This is a genomic window from Lyngbya sp. CCY1209 (assembly GCF_055795065.1).
In genome coordinates, this window is the sequence record NZ_JAYFER010000227.1 from 1 (window position 1) to 16720 (window position 16720).

At 55.8% G+C, this 16720-nt stretch carries 20 protein-coding genes; 7 read left to right on the plus strand and 13 right to left on the minus strand.

Going from position 1 to position 16720, the window contains the following annotated elements; genetic code table 11:
* Positions 1-110: 110 nt before the first annotated feature.
* A complete protein-coding gene (locus AC0QHF_RS05025; RefSeq protein WP_324703091.1) occupies positions 111-254 on the minus strand; it encodes an element excision factor XisI family protein in 144 nt (47 codons plus the stop codon).
* Between the two features lie 55 nt (positions 255-309).
* The gene (locus AC0QHF_RS05030; protein ID WP_324703092.1) at positions 310-1542 is read right to left on the minus strand and encodes a DNA cytosine methyltransferase; all 1233 of its coding nucleotides are present in this window, start codon (positions 1540-1542) and stop codon (positions 310-312) included.
* 226 nt (positions 1543-1768) lie between these two features.
* Here AC0QHF_RS05030 and AC0QHF_RS05035 point away from each other — a divergent pair, with 226 nt between their 5' ends.
* Positions 1769-2653 (plus strand): YihY/virulence factor BrkB family protein, encoded by an 885-nt coding sequence (locus AC0QHF_RS05035; RefSeq protein WP_324703093.1) that lies wholly within the window; start codon positions 1769-1771, stop codon positions 2651-2653.
* A 70-nt stretch (positions 2654-2723) separates the two neighbouring features.
* Entirely contained in the window at positions 2724-2981 is a 258-nt protein-coding gene (locus AC0QHF_RS05040) for a 2TM domain-containing protein (RefSeq protein ID WP_324703094.1), read from the plus strand.
* A gap of 186 nt (positions 2982-3167) precedes the next feature.
* Here the strand turns inward: AC0QHF_RS05040 and AC0QHF_RS05045 are convergent, their stop codons facing one another.
* A complete protein-coding gene (locus tag AC0QHF_RS05045; RefSeq protein WP_324703095.1) occupies positions 3168-3833 on the minus strand; it encodes a Uma2 family endonuclease in 666 nt (221 codons plus the stop codon).
* Between the two features lie 228 nt (positions 3834-4061).
* Between AC0QHF_RS05045 and AC0QHF_RS05050 the strand changes: the two genes are divergently transcribed.
* Together AC0QHF_RS05050 and AC0QHF_RS05055 are read left to right on the plus strand one after the other, a co-directional pair.
* Positions 4062-4373: a DUF3181 family protein gene (locus AC0QHF_RS05050; protein ID WP_324703096.1), complete on the plus strand. Its 312-nt coding sequence runs from the start codon at positions 4062-4064 to the stop codon at positions 4371-4373.
* Between the two features lie 29 nt (positions 4374-4402).
* Positions 4403-6115, plus strand: a complete 1713-nt coding sequence (locus AC0QHF_RS05055; RefSeq protein WP_324703097.1) for a WD40 domain-containing protein — start codon at positions 4403-4405, stop codon at positions 6113-6115.
* Positions 6116-6468: 353 nt separating this feature from the next.
* On the opposite strand, the gene AC0QHF_RS05060 is transcribed toward AC0QHF_RS05055, so the two are convergent.
* The 9 genes from AC0QHF_RS05060 to AC0QHF_RS05100 form a co-directional block, all read right to left on the minus strand.
* A complete protein-coding gene (locus tag AC0QHF_RS05060) occupies positions 6469-6909 on the minus strand; it encodes an SH3 domain-containing protein (protein ID WP_324703098.1) in 441 nt (146 codons plus the stop codon).
* 66 nt (positions 6910-6975) lie between these two features.
* Complete coding sequence (locus AC0QHF_RS05065) at positions 6976-8487, minus strand: AAA family ATPase (protein WP_324703099.1); 1512 nt, start codon at positions 8485-8487, stop codon at positions 6976-6978.
* Between the two features lie 130 nt (positions 8488-8617).
* Positions 8618-9121, minus strand: a complete 504-nt coding sequence (locus tag AC0QHF_RS05070; protein WP_324703100.1) for a YceD family protein — start codon at positions 9119-9121, stop codon at positions 8618-8620.
* 35 nt (positions 9122-9156) lie between these two features.
* Positions 9157-9633: a Jag family protein gene (locus AC0QHF_RS05075; protein ID WP_324703101.1), complete on the minus strand. Its 477-nt coding sequence runs from the start codon at positions 9631-9633 to the stop codon at positions 9157-9159.
* 8 nt (positions 9634-9641) lie between these two features.
* The gene (gene yidC, locus AC0QHF_RS05080) at positions 9642-10829 is read right to left on the minus strand and encodes a membrane protein insertase YidC (protein WP_324703102.1); all 1188 of its coding nucleotides are present in this window, start codon (positions 10827-10829) and stop codon (positions 9642-9644) included.
* Between the two features lie 117 nt (positions 10830-10946).
* Complete coding sequence (locus tag AC0QHF_RS05085; RefSeq protein WP_324703103.1) at positions 10947-11339, minus strand: PH domain-containing protein; 393 nt, start codon at positions 11337-11339, stop codon at positions 10947-10949.
* Positions 11311-11700 carry a ribonuclease P protein component gene (gene rnpA / locus AC0QHF_RS05090; protein WP_324703104.1) on the minus strand — a complete coding sequence of 130 codons (390 nt, stop codon included), beginning with the start codon at positions 11698-11700 and terminating at the stop codon, positions 11311-11313. The genes AC0QHF_RS05085 and rnpA overlap by 29 nt, the downstream gene beginning before the upstream one ends.
* A gap of 74 nt (positions 11701-11774) precedes the next feature.
* A complete protein-coding gene (rpmH, locus tag AC0QHF_RS05095; protein ID WP_324703105.1) occupies positions 11775-11912 on the minus strand; it encodes a 50S ribosomal protein L34 in 138 nt (45 codons plus the stop codon).
* Positions 11913-12121: 209 nt separating this feature from the next.
* Positions 12122-12631 carry a DUF2808 domain-containing protein gene (locus AC0QHF_RS05100; RefSeq protein WP_324703124.1) on the minus strand — a complete coding sequence of 170 codons (510 nt, stop codon included), beginning with the start codon at positions 12629-12631 and terminating at the stop codon, positions 12122-12124.
* A 317-nt stretch (positions 12632-12948) separates the two neighbouring features.
* On the opposite strand from AC0QHF_RS05100, the gene AC0QHF_RS05105 reads away from it, so the two are divergent.
* From AC0QHF_RS05105 to AC0QHF_RS05115, 3 genes are all read left to right on the plus strand, one after another.
* Positions 12949-14094 (plus strand): Re/Si-specific NAD(P)(+) transhydrogenase subunit alpha, encoded by a 1146-nt coding sequence (locus AC0QHF_RS05105; protein ID WP_324703106.1) that lies wholly within the window; start codon positions 12949-12951, stop codon positions 14092-14094.
* Between the two features lie 199 nt (positions 14095-14293).
* Positions 14294-14590 carry an NAD(P) transhydrogenase subunit alpha part 2 gene (locus tag AC0QHF_RS05110; protein WP_324703107.1) on the plus strand — a complete coding sequence of 99 codons (297 nt, stop codon included), beginning with the start codon at positions 14294-14296 and terminating at the stop codon, positions 14588-14590.
* On the plus strand, positions 14587-15996 hold the full coding sequence (locus AC0QHF_RS05115; protein WP_324703108.1) for an NAD(P)(+) transhydrogenase (Re/Si-specific) subunit beta: 1410 nt from the start codon (positions 14587-14589) through the stop codon (positions 15994-15996). The genes AC0QHF_RS05110 and AC0QHF_RS05115 overlap by 4 nt, the downstream gene beginning before the upstream one ends.
* Before the next feature lie 285 nt (positions 15997-16281).
* On the opposite strand, the gene AC0QHF_RS05120 is transcribed toward AC0QHF_RS05115, so the two are convergent.
* Complete coding sequence (locus tag AC0QHF_RS05120) at positions 16282-16485, minus strand: hypothetical protein (RefSeq protein ID WP_324703109.1); 204 nt, start codon at positions 16483-16485, stop codon at positions 16282-16284.
* Positions 16486-16720: the final 235 nt, after the last annotated feature.

Below are 16720 nucleotides of genomic sequence, written 5' to 3' on the forward strand. Positions count from 1 at the left end.
GATGCCTGTGCTACGCTATTCACAGGCAAGATGCCTGTGCTACGCTATTCACAGGCAAGATGCCTGTGCTACGCTATGAGTTAAACAACTAAATACGCCGCGATCGCCGTTCAAGCCACCGTCGTCAGTTGATCGGGGTCGTTCTCGGTATCGTAGATTGTAAACTGTTCGAGATCCCCGTAAGACAGTTTGTATCGACTGTGTTCCGCCAGCACCTTCTGAATCAACTGGCGGTATGGGTTTAATTGTTTCATTGCAAGCTATATTGACAATGAATTGGCAATTTTTATTATGGTATTTTTGACTTGTTTAAAACAAACTCAGTTGAACGAATTCCGGAGATTTAGAGTCATTATTTCGATAATTAAAGGCTTGGGCGCGAATGTCTTTAATATCTCGGATTTTGCCGATGCGATCGCAGTCTTTCCGAGAGTCATCCAACTTTAAAATTGCCTCCCCCAACGCCTTCGCCAACAGGGGTGGAACGGCATTTCCGATTTGTCGCCACTGCTGGGTTAGGGTGCCTTTAAAGATAAAATGGGGGGGGAACGATTGAATCGCCGCCGCCTCCCGGGGGGTCAAATAGCGGTCTTCTGTGGGATGATAGTAGGTGGTGCGGCTGGTGTTGATGGTGTTAGAACAGCGATCGCGATCGAGGCGTTTCAGTTTGGCTTCCCGAAACCGTTCTTCCCGCAGCGTTTTCCAGTCCACATCGAACCACAGTTCGGGGGGTAAATAGGCGGTTTGATCGCGTTCGTAGCGGATTTCTTTCCCTTCCGGAATGTGGCGGAGTCTGCGGCGTTCTAGGGGATTAGAAATTTTTGCTTTTTCGATATCGTGATTGTGACATTCTCCGTTATCTTCCAACCAATTCTCGAACGCCCAGCCGACGGTTCGGGCGGGGGGCAGGAATTGTAAATCGGCTTCGTTGTCTTGAAATTGCAGGTTTGGATAGAGATTTTTGACGCCGAAACGATTGCCCAGAAAGATTGTCCGTCTCCGCTTTTCGGGGACTCCGTAATGGTGGGCGGAGAGTACCCGCACATCGATCGCATATCCCAAATCGATGAAACTGCCGAGGATGGCTTTTAGGGTATTTTCGTTATTTCTGGATAGCAATCCGGTGACGTTTTCGACGATAATATAATCGGGTTTTAGGTCATCTACGACTCGGAGAAATTCCCGAAACAGGAAGTTGCGTTTGTCGTTGCGATCGTTGGCACCGATGGTGGAAAATCCCTGGCAGGGGGGGCCGCCGCAGATCAAGTCAACTTTGCGATCGCCGATCAATTCCCGAATTTCAGATGTCGAAATTTCCAACAAATCCCCGCAAATGGTTTTTGCATTCGGATGGTTGGCTTGAAAGGTTTGAATCGCTGCCTTGTCGAAATCCACACCCAACAAACACTCGAAACCCGCCATTTCCAAGCCGCAGGACATCCCCCCGGCGCCGGAAAATAGATCGATGACCGTTTTGGCTGGTTTGGTATTCATCGGGGCGATCGCATCTCGAATCCAAAATTTCGACCTATTATAGACCATAATTCAATGATTGGTAAAAAAATTGATGGCGGTGTCATCAATTGTTGTCCCCATCCCCGACAGATGATTTCAAGCGATCGCTCTCCCGGGCAATTTTCAGGAAACTCTATCAATTGACAGTTGCGGAATCTGGAAAACTGCTATAGTCTCAGATACGAGCCATTCTAGCACTCCAGAAGAGTGGGGCGATCGCCCGCCATTACCGCTGTTTACCGGGACTCCGGCCGTGAACCTAACTACCATCAAAAGTATCCTCCAAGAAACTCTGGCCGCTTGGCAAGAAGACAAAGTTCCCATCCTGGCGGCAGCCCTCGCCTATTACATGGTCTTTTCCCTCGCCCCCCTGTTGGTGATAATTATCGCGATCGCCGGTTTTATTGTCGGCGAAGCGACCGCCCGAGAAGAAGTCGTGGACAAAATCACGAAGGTGATGGGCGAACAGGGGGCCGAAGTGATTCAGAATGTCATTCAAAGTCAATTTGAACCCAGTTCCAGCATCATTGCGACCCTGATTGGTATCGCCACACTGATTTTTGCAGCCACCACAATTTTCGCCCAACTTAAACAGGCGTTAAATATCATTTGGGGAGTCGAATTGAAACCCGGACAGGGCATCTGGGGATTCATCCGCAGCCGCATCCTCGCCATTTTCATGGTATTGGGAATCGGTTTTATCCTGCTACTTTCTCTGATCGTCAGTTCGGTTCTTTCCGGAATTAATGATTGGTTGGGACAGGTTATTCCCGTGCCAACTCTTGTGTGGTCTATCACCGATAATGTCATCACTTTTATTCTAATCACCCTGTTATTCGGACAAATTTATCGGGTCTTGCCGGACGTTAAAATTGCCTGGGCGGATGTGGGAGTCGGGGCGGCGATCACCGCCGTTTTATTCATTATCGGCCGGACGTTGATCGGGTTGTATTTGGGTAACGCCGGAGTCGCCTCGGCTTACGGGGCGGCGAGTTCTTTTATCGTCCTCCTGCTGTGGATCTTCTACTCCGCCCAAATTTTTCTGTTGGGGGCGGAACTGACGAAAATCTGGACGCGGCGGTACGGTTCCCAGATCCGGCCCAATTCAAACGCGGTTCTGGTGGATGATAATAATTAGAATGGGCAAACAATTCGCCCCAATTGCCACTAAAATAGGGGGTTGAACAAGTGTTGAGGATATCAATTCAATGCCTCCCCGTTGGCCCCGCGAACCCGATCGCAAAGACCCCGCCTTCCGCCGTCTGGACGATCGCATGAATTTTGCCGTCCACGTCGCCATTTTCGCCGCCTGCAATTCGGGACTGTGGTTTTTTCACAATCTCGCCAAAGCCACCTGGCCCTGGGCGGTGTGGGTGACGGGCGGTTGGGCTTCCCTGTTGTTGATTCACGCCATTTACATTTTTGCGATCGCCGATTATTCGGCCCCGTCCCCCAGCAAAGAATGAGGGAAAAACCCCGTTTCTGACACCCCGGTTCTGACCCCTCAGTTTCTTTAAATGGGGGGTTGGGGACTATCATTGACGAAAAGCGATCGTCTTTTATCCCATTCATGTCTGGAGAAATTCGGGTTAAAGAAGCCCAGAAAATCCGAGAACAGAGTTGGCTTTATTACACAATCGCTTTTCTCTCTCTCACCGGTCCGAAGACTCCGGATAGAGGGTTTGCCAACGCCGTCTCAAAGCCCGCATCGCCCCGACTTCATCCTCTCTGGCTGTGGTCAGAAAATCGTAAAGCCATTCCTTCGGAACTTGGGGAAACGTGGGGCTGCGATCGCATTCCCGATACACCCCGGACAGCAACTGATAAATCCGCCACACCTGTCCGTCAAATCGCCACAATTCCGGCACGCCCAAACTCGCGTAAAACTGATTTTTGGCGATATCCGTGTTTGTAATATCCACTTCTACCACCAAATCCGGCGGCGGATCTTGGGAAAAATCTACATTGCGTCCCTTCACCAAGGGCTGATTTTGAAAGTAATAAGCGTTGTCTTGTTCCACCCCTTTTTTGAATTTTGGATAATTCATGGTGGTCGATCCCATCGTCTTCATGGGTAGCCCCAATAATTCGACTAAAATGACAATAAATCGCTCGATCAAACAGCGGGCAAATTCATGATCTTCCAAGGGCATGGTGATTTCAAGTATTCCGTTATCATAGATCAAGCGAGATCCCCGAGATTGGGGTAAGATTTCCAATATTTGCAAATAGCCCTCCCAATCGATGCCACGAAAAACCACCCGTCGCTCTCCTTGGGGTTGTAATCTGGCTGGGGGTTCTAGGGGGGTGAGGGTCATGTTTTTTGAGTGATTGAAATGATGGGGCGATGCGTTACGCTTCGCTAACGCATCCTACAAAATCATATTATAATCGAAGGGAGAAATCTGGGTTCCCATCCCTCGGATCGGCTGATGCGATGATTCCTTCCCATCCCCCACCCAAGATTGAGGGAAAGGACGATCGCCCGATGTTAAGCTAGAATCCAACAAAATCGGATAATAGTCCTCACTCACGGGAGTTTCAAGATGTCCAGTTCCAGCAACACTGTCGCGATCGAAAAACTAGCCGCCAGCATCGGCGAAAATGTCTATATCGATATCGCCAAGTGGCATTTGTACCTCGCCGACGCCCACCTTCACACTACCATCGCCGAACAACTGTATCCGATGTTGGAAAATGGGGATGTCGAAGAACGTCAAGTCGTTGGTGTCCTCCAAAGTATCTCCGTCGAGTTGGGGGGAGGAAAAACGGGGGTGCCCCTAGCCAGCCTGATTCCGTCCGCCGTCGTGGGGGATCTGATGCGGGTTTTGGAGGAGTTCCGACGCGAAGAAATGTAGTGCGCGCGCCCCATCCCGACAAACCATTGATGAACCTCAAACCTATCCTCCCCACCCTTCTGGCTATCACCTTGCAGGGGACGGGACTGCTGTTACTGAGTATCTCCCAAAACGGCTTCGCGACGCCGACTTTGGCCGAAACTGACACCGCCGCCCTCACCCCCGGCGAAATTAACGCGATCGCGGGAGAAATTACCGTCCGCATCGACGGGCCCCGGGGCGGATCGGGGGCGATCGTCGAAAAATCCGGCAATACTTACTACGTCCTCACCAACTGGCACGTCGTCAACCGGGTCGGGGATTACGAGGTGGTGACGCCGGACGGAGAGCGACATTTCGTCTACTACAGTTTAATCGAACGGATACCGGAGTTGGATTTGGCGATCGTCCCCTTCACCAGTTCGCAGCGGTATCGGGTGGGGACCTTTGCCGACTCCGATCGCGTGGGTGTGGGCTCCAAAGTCTACGTGGCGGGGTGGCCGCGATCGGGGGGCAGTTTGCGACAGCGGTTGTTTTTGAGCACCGCCGGGGAGGTGACGCACCGCCAACAAGGGAGTCAGGGTTACAGTTTAGTTTATACGAACCTGGTCCGTAGTGGCATGAGCGGGGGCCCGGTGTTGGACGAACGGGGGAACCTGATCGGCATCAACGGCATCGTCCAGTTCGGACTCGATCCGGATAGTATCGCGGCCGCCGCGATCGAAATTAATCGCTTTTTGGATTGGCGAAAAACGGCGACGTTGCCATCGGTGCCCACGGCAACGCCGGAAAGGACGGAGGAAGAAACGCCCACCGTGACGGCATCCCTTCCGATTTCTCCGGCTGAAAATGTCTCTTCTGACGGGGGGTTTGCTTTGGCGGCGAGTCTGCGGGAGGAGTCGGGACAGGTGATGACGATCGCGGTAACGGCTTCCTACGGCATCAGCGGCGGCAGCGATGGAAGCGTCTCCCTGTGGAATTTGGGGACGGGGGGGTTGAGGGCGTCGTTTCCGGCCCATTCCGGGGCGGTGAATGCGATCGCGGTGAGTCGGGACGGAAATATATTGGCGACGGCGGGGGACGACGGGGCGATCAAAATTTGGGATCTGCCGTCGGGGCTGGAAACGGGGACATTTTCCCCAAAACAGACCCTCGAAGGGCATTCCAACGCGGTGTTGGCGATCGCGTTGAGTCCCGACGGCCAAACCCTGGCGAGTGGGGGTTGGGATGGGACGGTGAAGGTGTGGGACGTGGAAACGGGGCAACTGTTGCGATCGCTGGCGGGACATTCTCAACTGGTGGGGGCGATCGCGATCGGTTCCGACGGTCAAATTTTGGCGACGGGAAGCCGGGACAGCACAGTTCGCCTGTGGAATTTGCAAACCGGGGAGGCGATCCGCACCTTGGAGGGACACGAGTTATCGGTGTTGTCGTTGGCGGTGAGTCCGGACGGGGAAATTCTCGCCAGCGGCAGTGCGGACGGGACGATCGCCCTGTGGCAGTTGGGGACGGGACAGCCGATCCGCCGTCTCGCCGGACACGGGGACGGGGTGTGGTCCGTGGCGATCGCATCGGACAACAAAACTTTGGTCAGCGGCAGTTGGGACCGGACGGTGAAAATTTGGGATTTGAGCACCGGGGAGATGCGGGGAAATTTGCGGGGACATACGGGTTACGTCACGGCGATCGGTATTTCTCCCGACGGTCAAACCATTCTCAGCGGCGACTGGGACGGTCAGGTTAAGGTTTGGAAAAGACCGTGATTTTCGTGGGAGGATTGAACGATCGGAATATCATTTTTGAGGCGAGAATTTGCACAAATTTCATTGGAATCATTTGCCAGTCACACAAATGAACGACACACGAACGTGCGACTTGTCAAAAATTTGTCAATCTTGATACAAGTAAAAAACATACAGATGAGAGTTCGGGGTCGAAATTAGATCGTACCGAAGATTTTTTTTGGCGATCTATCCCGAGACTTTGTATTTTTGATCATTCCAGGATTGGCATCTAACTGATCCGAGGGGGGAGTCGGGAGAAGAAAAGTTAATGATCAATTATCGATTCTTCCCCACACCCCGAGAGCGTCTGTCCGCCCAAAAAGCGGCTCGGATTAATTGATCGCTTCCGTGTTGCCGCCCTTCACCCAACCGGTGCGCTCGTCATCATCGGGAACCCGAACCCGCTGCCACGCTTGATCTGCGCTCTCTTCCAAAACGATCACTTCTTCTTCGTATCCTATACCACCGATGCGGTTGGCATCGAGGCTGGGGCTGTCCCGGAGAATCAGCCCGATGGGCTGAACCACGATCGCCCGGTAGGCCCCCTCCTCCAATTCCGGCGTGGGTTCGGGCGCAGGTGCGGGGTTCGATGCCGGTTCCGCCGCGGTGGTGGCCGCGGTGGTGGCGGGTTTGTCGTTGGAGAAAGTGGGCCGTTCGGGGAGTTCCGTCAACCGGGCGGCAAAATACAGCGCCGCCGCGATACTCGCCCCCGCCAAAATCAGCAGGGCGAGGATAAACCCGACGAGAAACTTAAAGATGCCGTATAGGTTCATAGAGCGAGAAGTGCCGATGGTCATGCGATCGCGAACAGTCCAAGTGCATGGATATCATAGCCGATTTTACCCCTGAAGACGCCGGGTGAGGCTATCTTGCCGGGACGCCATCCGCGCTTTCCCAGCCGCGGCCCAATCCTGCAGCAGTTGGATCTGGTCCCGGGCCGTCCGGGCCAGCGGCACCATCTGGCTGGCGGCTTCCAAAATATCCTCGGTGGTGAAGTCCCGGTTTTGGCTGAAGCCGATGTGCATGGCCTCGATTAAACTCTGTTCGATTTCCGCCCCGGAAAAATCGGGGGTTTCGTAGGCGAGGCGGGAGAGATCGTAATTTTTGAGGCCCTGGGGCCGCAATTTGGTCAGGTGCACCTCGAAAATCGCCTTGCGCTCGTCCTGGTTGGGCAACCCGACGAAAAAGATTTCGTCGAAGCGCCCCTTGCGGAGAATTTCCGGCGGCAGCGCCTGGATGTTGTTAGCCGTGGCTACCACGAACACGGGGGAGGTTTTTTCCGCCAGCCAGGTGATGAAGGTCCCGAACACCCGGCTCGTCGTCCCCGCGTCGCCCTTGCCGTCGGCGCCGGCGAAGGCCTTGTCGATTTCGTCGATCCAGAGGACACAGGGCGCCAGGGCTTCGGCCAGTTGGATCATCTGGCGGGTGCGGGACTCCGACTCCCCCACCAACCCGGCGAACAGCCGCCCCACGTCCAACCGCAGCAAGGGCAGGTGCCAGTGGTGGGCGATCGCTTTTGCGGTCAGGGATTTGCCCGTCCCCTGAATCCCCACCAGCAGCAACCCCCGGGGGTAGGGGAGGCCGTACTGTCTCGCCCGCTCGGAAAAGGCCCCGCCCCGCCGCAGCAGCCAGTCCTTGAGGTTGTCGAGGCCGCCGATGTCGGAGATATTTTCTCGGGCGGGGTAGAAGTCCAAAATCTGGGTCTGGCGGATGGTTTGGCGCTTTTCTTCCAGGATCAGTTCCACGTCGTCGGGTTGGAGTTCCCCGTGGGTGGCGATCGCTTTGGCGAGGATGCGCCGAATGCGCTCGATGGAGAGGCCCTGGAACGATCGCACCATCTCGTCCAGCAGCCGGGGTTCCAGGCGGTGTCCCGTCGCCGTCAGCAGCCGTTCCACCTCGGTGGAAATCGTATCGCGATCGGGCAGCGGAAACTCCAGCACCGTCAGCACTTCGCTCAGGTCTTCGGGGATGGCGATTTGGGGGGCAATAATGGCCAAATTTTTGGGCTGGGATTTGAGCCGTCGGGCTAGGTTGCGGATCTTCCGGGAGATGGAAATATCCTCCAAAAATCGGTGGAAGTCCCGAAAAATGAAGATGGCGGGGGTGGAGTCCGGGACTTTTTCCACGAATTCCAGGCCTTGCAGGGGGTTGCGGGTCGCCATGCCGATATCGTTGGGGTTGCCTTCCTGATACCCCTCGACGAAATCCCAGACGTAGACGGCCCGGTTTCCTTGGGTTTTGGCGGCCTGTTTGATGGTCTGTTCGACGCGCTCCTCCTCCAATGTGGGAATGTAGATTAGGGGGTAGCGCGATCGCAGCAGCAGTTCAAACTCCTGGCTGAATTGGGTCATTGATGTTTGTCCACAGATTTCGCAGATGGTCGCAGATTATTTGTTGTTGGGGCGACGGTCGCCGGAAAATTCATGGATAATTGTCAATTTTTCCCGACTCCCGACTCCCGACTCCCGACTCCCCCAAAAACTAGCCGGACAGTTGTTGCTTCAGGGCTTCGAGTGCGGCCCAGCGGCGATCAACGCCGGATTCCGAGGAGTCCGGCGTCGAGGATTTGGGCGGTTCGCACGGACCCTCGCAGAGTTGGCGTTGGGGCAGGGCCAGACACAGTTGTTGGTACAGCCAATCGCCGGGATCGAAATGGCCGTTGGGGGAGAGGGTTTCTACGAGGTCTTCAAAGGCGACCTCGACTTCTTCTCCCCCCTGAGAGCGATCGGCTGAGGCATCCAACCACAGGGGTTCGGACGTGTCGATTTTTAGGCGGTGGTTGTACTGCTTCAGACAGCGATCGCAGGTGAGGGTGACGATCGCCTCGGCCCGCCCCCACACGTCCAAAAAGGTGGTCTTGTAGGTGACGCGCAGGTGGCCCCGCACGGGGGTCAGGGTTTCCAAACCGGGGAGAAATTCCTCGAACTGAAATTCCACCGTCCGCCGGGGTGCTTTGAGCAGGTGAGGGATGTAAATGGACTCCATAGTGGTCGAATCCCCGCTTCCATTTGCAATGATATTCAGGATTTCATCTTGATCACCAGGCGGCGATCGGGTTCGGTGCCCTGGCTGTAGGTTTCGATGTCCTCGCTGTCTTTGAGGATATTGTGGATCAGCCGCCGTTCGACGGAGGAGAGGGATTTGATTTCCAACTCGATCCCCGTCTGCCGCACCTGGGTGGCGGTATTTTCTGCCAGGGCTCGCAGTTCTTGGTAGCGGCGCGATCGGTATCCGTTCAACTCCACGGTGTAAGCCGTTCGGGCACCTTCTTCTTTCCCCAGGTTGAGGATGGTGTTGATCAGGTACTGCATGGCATCGAGGCCTTCGCCGTTCGCCCCGATCAACTTGGCGATCTGTTCGGGGGTCAAAGATGTGTCTTCGATGGTCAGCCAGCAGGCCTCTTCGACCTCCGAAGGGACGACGTTACTCGAAATGCCCCCGAGTTTAAGAAGTTGTTCCAGCCACGCTTTGGCCGGATCGATTTGAGTCTGATCCATTGCTCGCCTTACGCTTTTTTCTTGGGATGTCCGGGTTCAAAGGGGAGGGAAGCCCGTCCGCTTTCTGTTTTCTGGCCTTTCTTGTCTTTTTTGTCGCCTTTACCGCCGGTTTTGGCGTTGGCGTTGGACTCTTCGACGATTTTCTGGAGATTTTCCGGCAGCGGCTCCCGGGAGAGGATGAAGGACTGCACCGTTTGGAAAATGTTGGCGATCAGCATATACAGCAGCACTCCGGCCGGCAGGGGGAAGAAGAAGAACATCCCCGTAAATAAGACCGGCGTCAGCTTGTTGACCGTATCCTGTTGGGGGTTGGCGCCGGACGCCTGATTTTGCCCCGAGAGGACTTGGTTGAGGTACAGGCTGATCCCGAATCCCAGGATCATGCCCACGATATCCCAGTGGATTTTGCCGTCGTCGTCGAAGGCACCGACCCGTCCCAGGGCGTCGATGAACAGGAAGCCCTTGTCGGCGGCGATGCCTTTGAGCGTCCCTTGTACGGTGACTTCCCCGGCTTCGAGGGCGACCAAATTGCCGCGATCGTCGATGCGGACTTTATCTTCCCCGTTCGTAATCGTCCAGTGGGGTTCGATTTTGGCATCTTCGTAGGTGGCGAGCTGCGATCGCAGGTTCTCGCCCTGGGCCGTTTCAAATTGGAGCTGGGTTTTTTGTCCGACCGCGAGGCGGTTGCCGTTGGGAATGACGGCTAAAACCGAGGAATGCACGCCGTCGGCGACGTAGACGTTCTGGGGTTTGGTTTTGTAAATTTGGGGTTGAATTTGCTCGATCTGTTCCTGGGGGAAAATTTGCACGTCAACGGTGTAGTTGACATCGGAGAAGGGTGATCCCCGCAGTGTGGCGAACAGGGCGAACAGGATGGGCATCTGGAGGAGCAGGGGAAAGCAGCCGGAGAGCGGATTTCCGAGTTCTTTGTAGACTTTGCTCATCTCCTCCCGCTGTTTGACGGGGTCATCTTTGTAGAGCTTTTGGATTTTGTCCACCCGCTCTTTCATCAGCGGCTGCGTCACTTTCATGCGCCGCATATTCCGGATCGACCCCGCGTTGAGGGGGTAGAGTGCGAAGCGGATCACCAGGGTCAGGGCGACGATCGCCAACCCGTAACTCGGCACGATCCCGTAAAAGAAATCCAGGATCGGCAACATCAAATTGTTCGAGAGAAACCCAATACCAAAGTCCATGCGTCAAGAGTTAACCTAGCTGCTTGATTATTTATACAAAATTTAGAATCCCGGGCGGATGACACCGTGGGTGAGAATTGACCGGGCGCGTCTCGGGGGGCTGATCGCGGGTGCGGTTCACTGGCCGATCGCCCCCGGCGCCCGCCCCTGTTTCTGGGCAATCTTCTCGCTGATGTAGTCGTAAATTTCACGAAATCGCGGGACGGCTCGGAGTTCGAGGCGATTTCCATTTTTCAGGGTCAGCACCATGTCCCCCCAAATTCCCAACCCCCGGGGCACTTTGGCGATGCTGACGATTTCCGAGTAGACGACATCGGTGCGATCGCGCCCCATCCAACCCCCGATCACGGACACCCGCCGGTTGGTGATCCGGTAGCGCAGCCACAGCGCCCGCACGATCGCCCCCACGGTCAGGGGCAGGCCGATCACCGTAAATCCGATCAACACGTTGAGAATCAAATCTCCGATGTGGGGGCCGCCTTCATAAAAGCTCTCCTCCCGAATGCCCATTTAAAACCTCTGCCTGTGCTAACAACTGTTCTAATTCTTGCAGAAATTCTGCATAATTGCACCCGACCGCCGTCGGTTTGACGACGATCGCGACATCCCAACCGGGGGAAATGTGGGGCAGCAACTCGCGCAGGACGGCTCGAATTTGTCGTTTGATCCGATTTCGGCGGGCCGCCCGTTTGCTGACTTTCTGACTGATGGAAATCCCGAACCGACTCGCCCTTTCGGCTTCGCCGTCCGGTTCCGGGCCGGGTCGCTTCAGCGCCCTCAGCGTCAGATGGGGGGTTTTGCGGTGCACGCCGCGAGTGTAAACCGCTTTGAAATCCTTCCGATTGCGGAGTCGATTCGCCTGGGGCAACATGACAATTTTAAATGCATCGGGCCGAGTTGACTCGCCCGATTCTCGATTTTCGCCCTATCCCCGACACCCGAATGTCAGACGGACAGCCGGGCGCGGCCTTTGCTGCGTCGGGCTTTGATCACGGCGCGGCCGTTGCGCGTCCGCATCCGCACCCGAAAACCGGAGACTCTCTTCCGCTTCCGACTCGTCCCCTTCAGCGTCTGTTGAGCCATCTGTCAATCCTCCCAGTCGATCTTAAAAATCACAATCCACAATTTTATCACAGGCTGGGAGTCGGGAATCGGGAGTCGGGAGTCGGGAGTCGGGAGTCGGGAGTCGGGAGCGGGGAATTTTAGATTTTAGATTCTCCGGTCGCCTCCGGTCGCCTCCGGTCGCCTCCGGTCGCCTCCTGTGCCCCCCTGCCTCCCCTGCCTCGATCTAATTAGTCGATGCTCAACACCCAAGTCCCGACGTACCGTAACATGGGCACATCCCCGGGGGTGCGGATGTTGGCGTTGAAGTGGTACATCCCGCCAAAGTTGGGATTTTTCACGTTGGACAGGACGATTTCGAGTTTCTGGCCGGCCGGGATGGGTTCGGCGGGGTAAATTTCGATGAAGTGGTTTTCTTCGTCCCAGACCACCTCATCCAGGGGGATGGATTCCCCGCCGATGCGGATTTCGATGCGGTCGGGGTCGAATTTCCCTTCGTAATAGTCGGGGTAGGAAATCGAAACCAGGGCCACCGCCAAGTTTAATTTGTTGGCGGGGATTCTCAGCTTGTAGCGGTCCCAGCGGCCGGCTTGGCCGCTTTGCAGGTAGAAGTTGAGGAGGTTGGCCCGCTCCGGGCCGCCGAAGATGGTGATCCCCGGCGTTCCTTGGGAGAGGGTGAGGGTAGGAAAGCCGGCTAACACACAGCCGGCGAGGGCGAACCCGGATAGCAAACGGCGCATCATAATATTCACTCCTGTAACAATTTGAGATTTTGTCTGGTAATTCTGAACTACATAAAGACAAGTTAAAGATCTGAATCGAGCGAGATGATTCCCATATAGGATGCAAAATTAGAAACTCATTTTGACACAACCGAGAGTCCCGTGTCGAGCCATCCAGCATGAGAAGTTGAATTGACCCGATCGCCTCCATTTCGCCAAGCTGCCCCCGGTGCTGGCCCCGGCGACTTGAAGCCAGTAAATTTGCCAACCCCATCGAGACGAATTCCTCCTGTATCATCCCATCCGAAGTGAATCCTAGACAGCAAGGAGCGTGTATGAAAATTGCGATCGCCAGAGAACTGGCTGTTAATGAACGCCGCGTCGCCCTCATCCCCGATGTGGTCGCCCGACTGGTCAAACAGGGCCTCGAAATTTGTGTCGAGGCCGGGGCCGGGGAAAAGGCTTTTTTCTCCGACGCCCTCTATGAGGAAGCCGGTGCGAAAGTGATCGCCGACTCCGGCCAACTTTGGGGGGAGGCCGACGTCCTCCTCAAGGTGAGTCCGCCCGAACCGGACGAAATCGGCAAATTGCGGGAAGGGGGAATTTTGATCGGATTCCTGAATCCCCTCGGAGATCCGGCCCTGATCCAGAAATTGAGCGATCGCCGGGTGACGGCCCTGAGCATGGAGATGGTCCCCCGCACCAGCCGCGCCCAGAGCATGGACGCCCTGTCCTCCCAGGCGAACATCGCCGGGTACAAGGCCGTCCTGATCGCCTCGGCTAACCTGCCCAAATACTTCCCCATGCTCACCACCGCCGCCGGCACCATCCGGCCGGCTAAGGTACTGATCCTCGGCGCCGGGGTGGCGGGGCTCCAGGCGATCGCGACGGCCCGCCGTCTGGGGGCGATCGTGGAGGCCTTCGACATCCGCCCGGAAGTGAAGGAGCAGGTCCAGAGTTTGGGGGCCAAATTTGTCGATGTCACCCTCGAAGAAGATACCGTCGCCGAGGGCGGCTACGCCAAGGAAATCTCCGAGCAGGCTAAACAGCGCACCCGGGAAGTCCTGACCGAACACGTCGCTGCTTCTGATGTCGTCATCACCACGGCCCAAGTTCCCGGCAAAAAGGCCCCCGTCCTTGTCACCGCCGACATGGTGGCCCAAATGAAGCCCGGATCGGTGATCGTGGACTTGGCCAGCGACCAGGGCGGCAACTGCGAGGGTTCCGAAGCCGGTAAGAACGTGCAGAAAAACGGCGTCACCATCATGGGCCCGATCAACCTGCCCGCCTCCATGCCCGTCCACGCCAGCGAGGTGTACGCCAAAAACCTCTCGGCCTTGCTGAAGCTGATGGTCACGAAGGAAGGGGAACTCGACCTCAACTTTGAAGACGACATCATCGAGGGCGCCTGCGTCACCCACGGCGGCGAAATTCGCTCGGAACGGGTGAAGCAGGCTTTGGGGGTCGCGGTGGGTCAATAAGCCCCATCCAACCGCCATTGAGCCCTTCTCCGATCCCCCGCCCGATCGAGTTGTGGCAATCAGCGATCGCAACAGATTTCCGATCAAAAAAATAGTTCGATCCAAACGATTTGAGCGGACAGGATATCAGTTCGGCGGCGGGAAAGGATAACCCGACCGACATCGATTTCATCATTCACGAACAACACATTTCGCACATATGACGACAGAAACACTCATTTCCGCTTTATTTGTTTTTGTCCTGGCATCATTTGCAGGATTTGAGGTGATCACCAAAGTGCCACCGACGCTGCACACGCCTCTGATGTCCGGCGCCAACGCCATCTCCGGAATTGCCGTTTTGGGGGCGCTGATCGTTGCCGGGGAGCAGAATTGGAGCATCACCGTGATTCTCGGTTTAATCGCCGTCGTGCTGGCGACTGTCAACGTGGTGGGTGGCTTTTTAGTCACCGACCGGATGCTGCAAATGTTCAAGAAAAAGGAGGCTAAGGCATGAGTACCTTTTTGCCGACGGGCATCGAGTTAAGTTATTTGGTGGCGGTTGCCCTGTTTTTCTTCGGACTGAAAAAGTTGGGATCTCCGGCGACTGCCCGGGACGGAAATTTGCTGGCATCCATCGGGATGCTGATCGCGATCGTCGCCACCCTGCTGAATCAGCAGGTCTTGAATTACGTCATGATTTTGATCGCGATCGCCGTCGGGTCTGCCATCGGTGCGATCGCCGCCTACAAGGTGGAAATGACCGCCATGCCCCAGATGGTGGGCCTGTTCAACGGCTTCGGCGGCGCGGCCTCCGCGTTGGTCGCCGTCGGGGAGTTCTGGCGGTATCTCGCCACGGCCGACTCCCCCCCCCTGCCCACCACCGTCACCGCCGTCCTGGGGGTCTTGATCGGGGGCGTCACCTTCACCGGATCCCTAATCGCCTTCGCCAAATTGCAGGGCATCATGAGCGGTTCCCCGATTCTTTTCCCCCTGCAACAGCCCTTCAACGTCGCCCTGTTGGTGGCGTTTCTGGCGGGGAGCGTTTACATCTGCGTATCCCCCTTCAACGTCCCCGTTTTCCTCGGTTTGGTGGGCATTTCCCTGGTGCTGGGGGTGCTGTTCGTCATCCCCATCGGCGGGGGCGATATGCCGGTGGTGATCTCGCTGTTGAACTCCTTCTCCGGTTTGGCGGCGAGCGCGGCGGGTTTCGTGGTCATGAATAACCTGCTGATCATCGCCGGTGCCCTGGTGGGGGCGTCCGGGATCATCCTCACCATCATCATGTGTAAGGCGATGAACCGGTCCATCACCAACGTCCTGTTTGCTGGGTTCGGCACGGGAGAGGGCTCGACGGCGGTGGCGTCGGGTTCCGGCGGTGCGACGGATAAAACCGTCCGCAACATCGACCCGGAAGAGGGGGCGATGATGTTGGGTTACGCCCGCTCCGTGGTCATTGTTCCCGGTTACGGGATGGCCGTCGCCCAGGCCCAGCACTCCGTCAAGGAATTGGTGGATATGCTCGAATCTCTGGGGGTGGATGTGAAATATGCCATCCACCCGGTGGCCGGACGGATGCCGGGACACATGAACGTTTTGCTGGCCGAGGCGAACGTGCCTTACCCGCAGTTGTACGATATGGACGACATCAACCCCCAATTCGACCAGACCGACGTGGCTTTGGTGATCGGGGCGAATGATGTGGTGAACCCGGCGGCGCGGGAGGATAAGAATAGCCCCATCTACGGGATGCCGATCTTGGATGTGGACAGGGCGAAGCACACGATCGTCATCAAGCGCAGCCTCAGCACTGGATTTGCGGGGGTTGATAACGATCTGTTTTACAAGGATAAAACCATGATGTTATTTGGCAGCGCCAAGGACATGGTTGCTAAGTTGGCTTCGGAAGTGAAACAGCTCTAATTTTCGGTTTTTATGAGCGTGTTTTGCCCCCGATTGTTCTGACTTTTTGTTAGGGCGATCGGGGGTTTTTTTGAGGAGGCTGAAAAGCTTTATACAGAATTGGGAAATATAGAGTGGGCAACTAACTGTCGAGAACGGCTACAAGCTTTGGGCGGTGTTTAATGGGCAATTAATATAAACTTTTAGGGGTGACAAGAAGCCTGAAAAAAGGATAAATTGGGCAGACAAACCCCTCCCCACGTTTCACGGGTCGGGTTCGTGAAAACGAGACTCAGCCGGACAGATTTACCGACTCCCCCCCGCGTCTCCGTCGGGTACGCCGTTCACGGGCGGATCTTGGTTGCAGATGGAAGAGTCGAAAGGAGTCAGACAAATTGTAGATGTTTCGCCTTGGGTCAGTTCGGTTTCAGCCCGGACGGCGATCGCCAGATTGAGTTGAATCCCGATCGCGAGGGCGAAGAGAGTTGTCAGTTTGAGCAAGCACCCCATAGCGGATAAACCTCTGTTAGCTCGATCGCTTGATAGCCGGTCGGTTAGCCGGTCCCTTTCCCTGTTTCACTCTCAGTATACTCAGTGATTTTACGGATGTCTCCCCGAAGCGCGTGTCGATCCGATTGACAAGGGCAAGAGCGGCCCATTGTCAAGGATTGGGAGTATGTTAAGAATTGTTAAGTTTAACGATATAAATACCCAACCCTTAATATACCCCAGGGAACCAACCGAC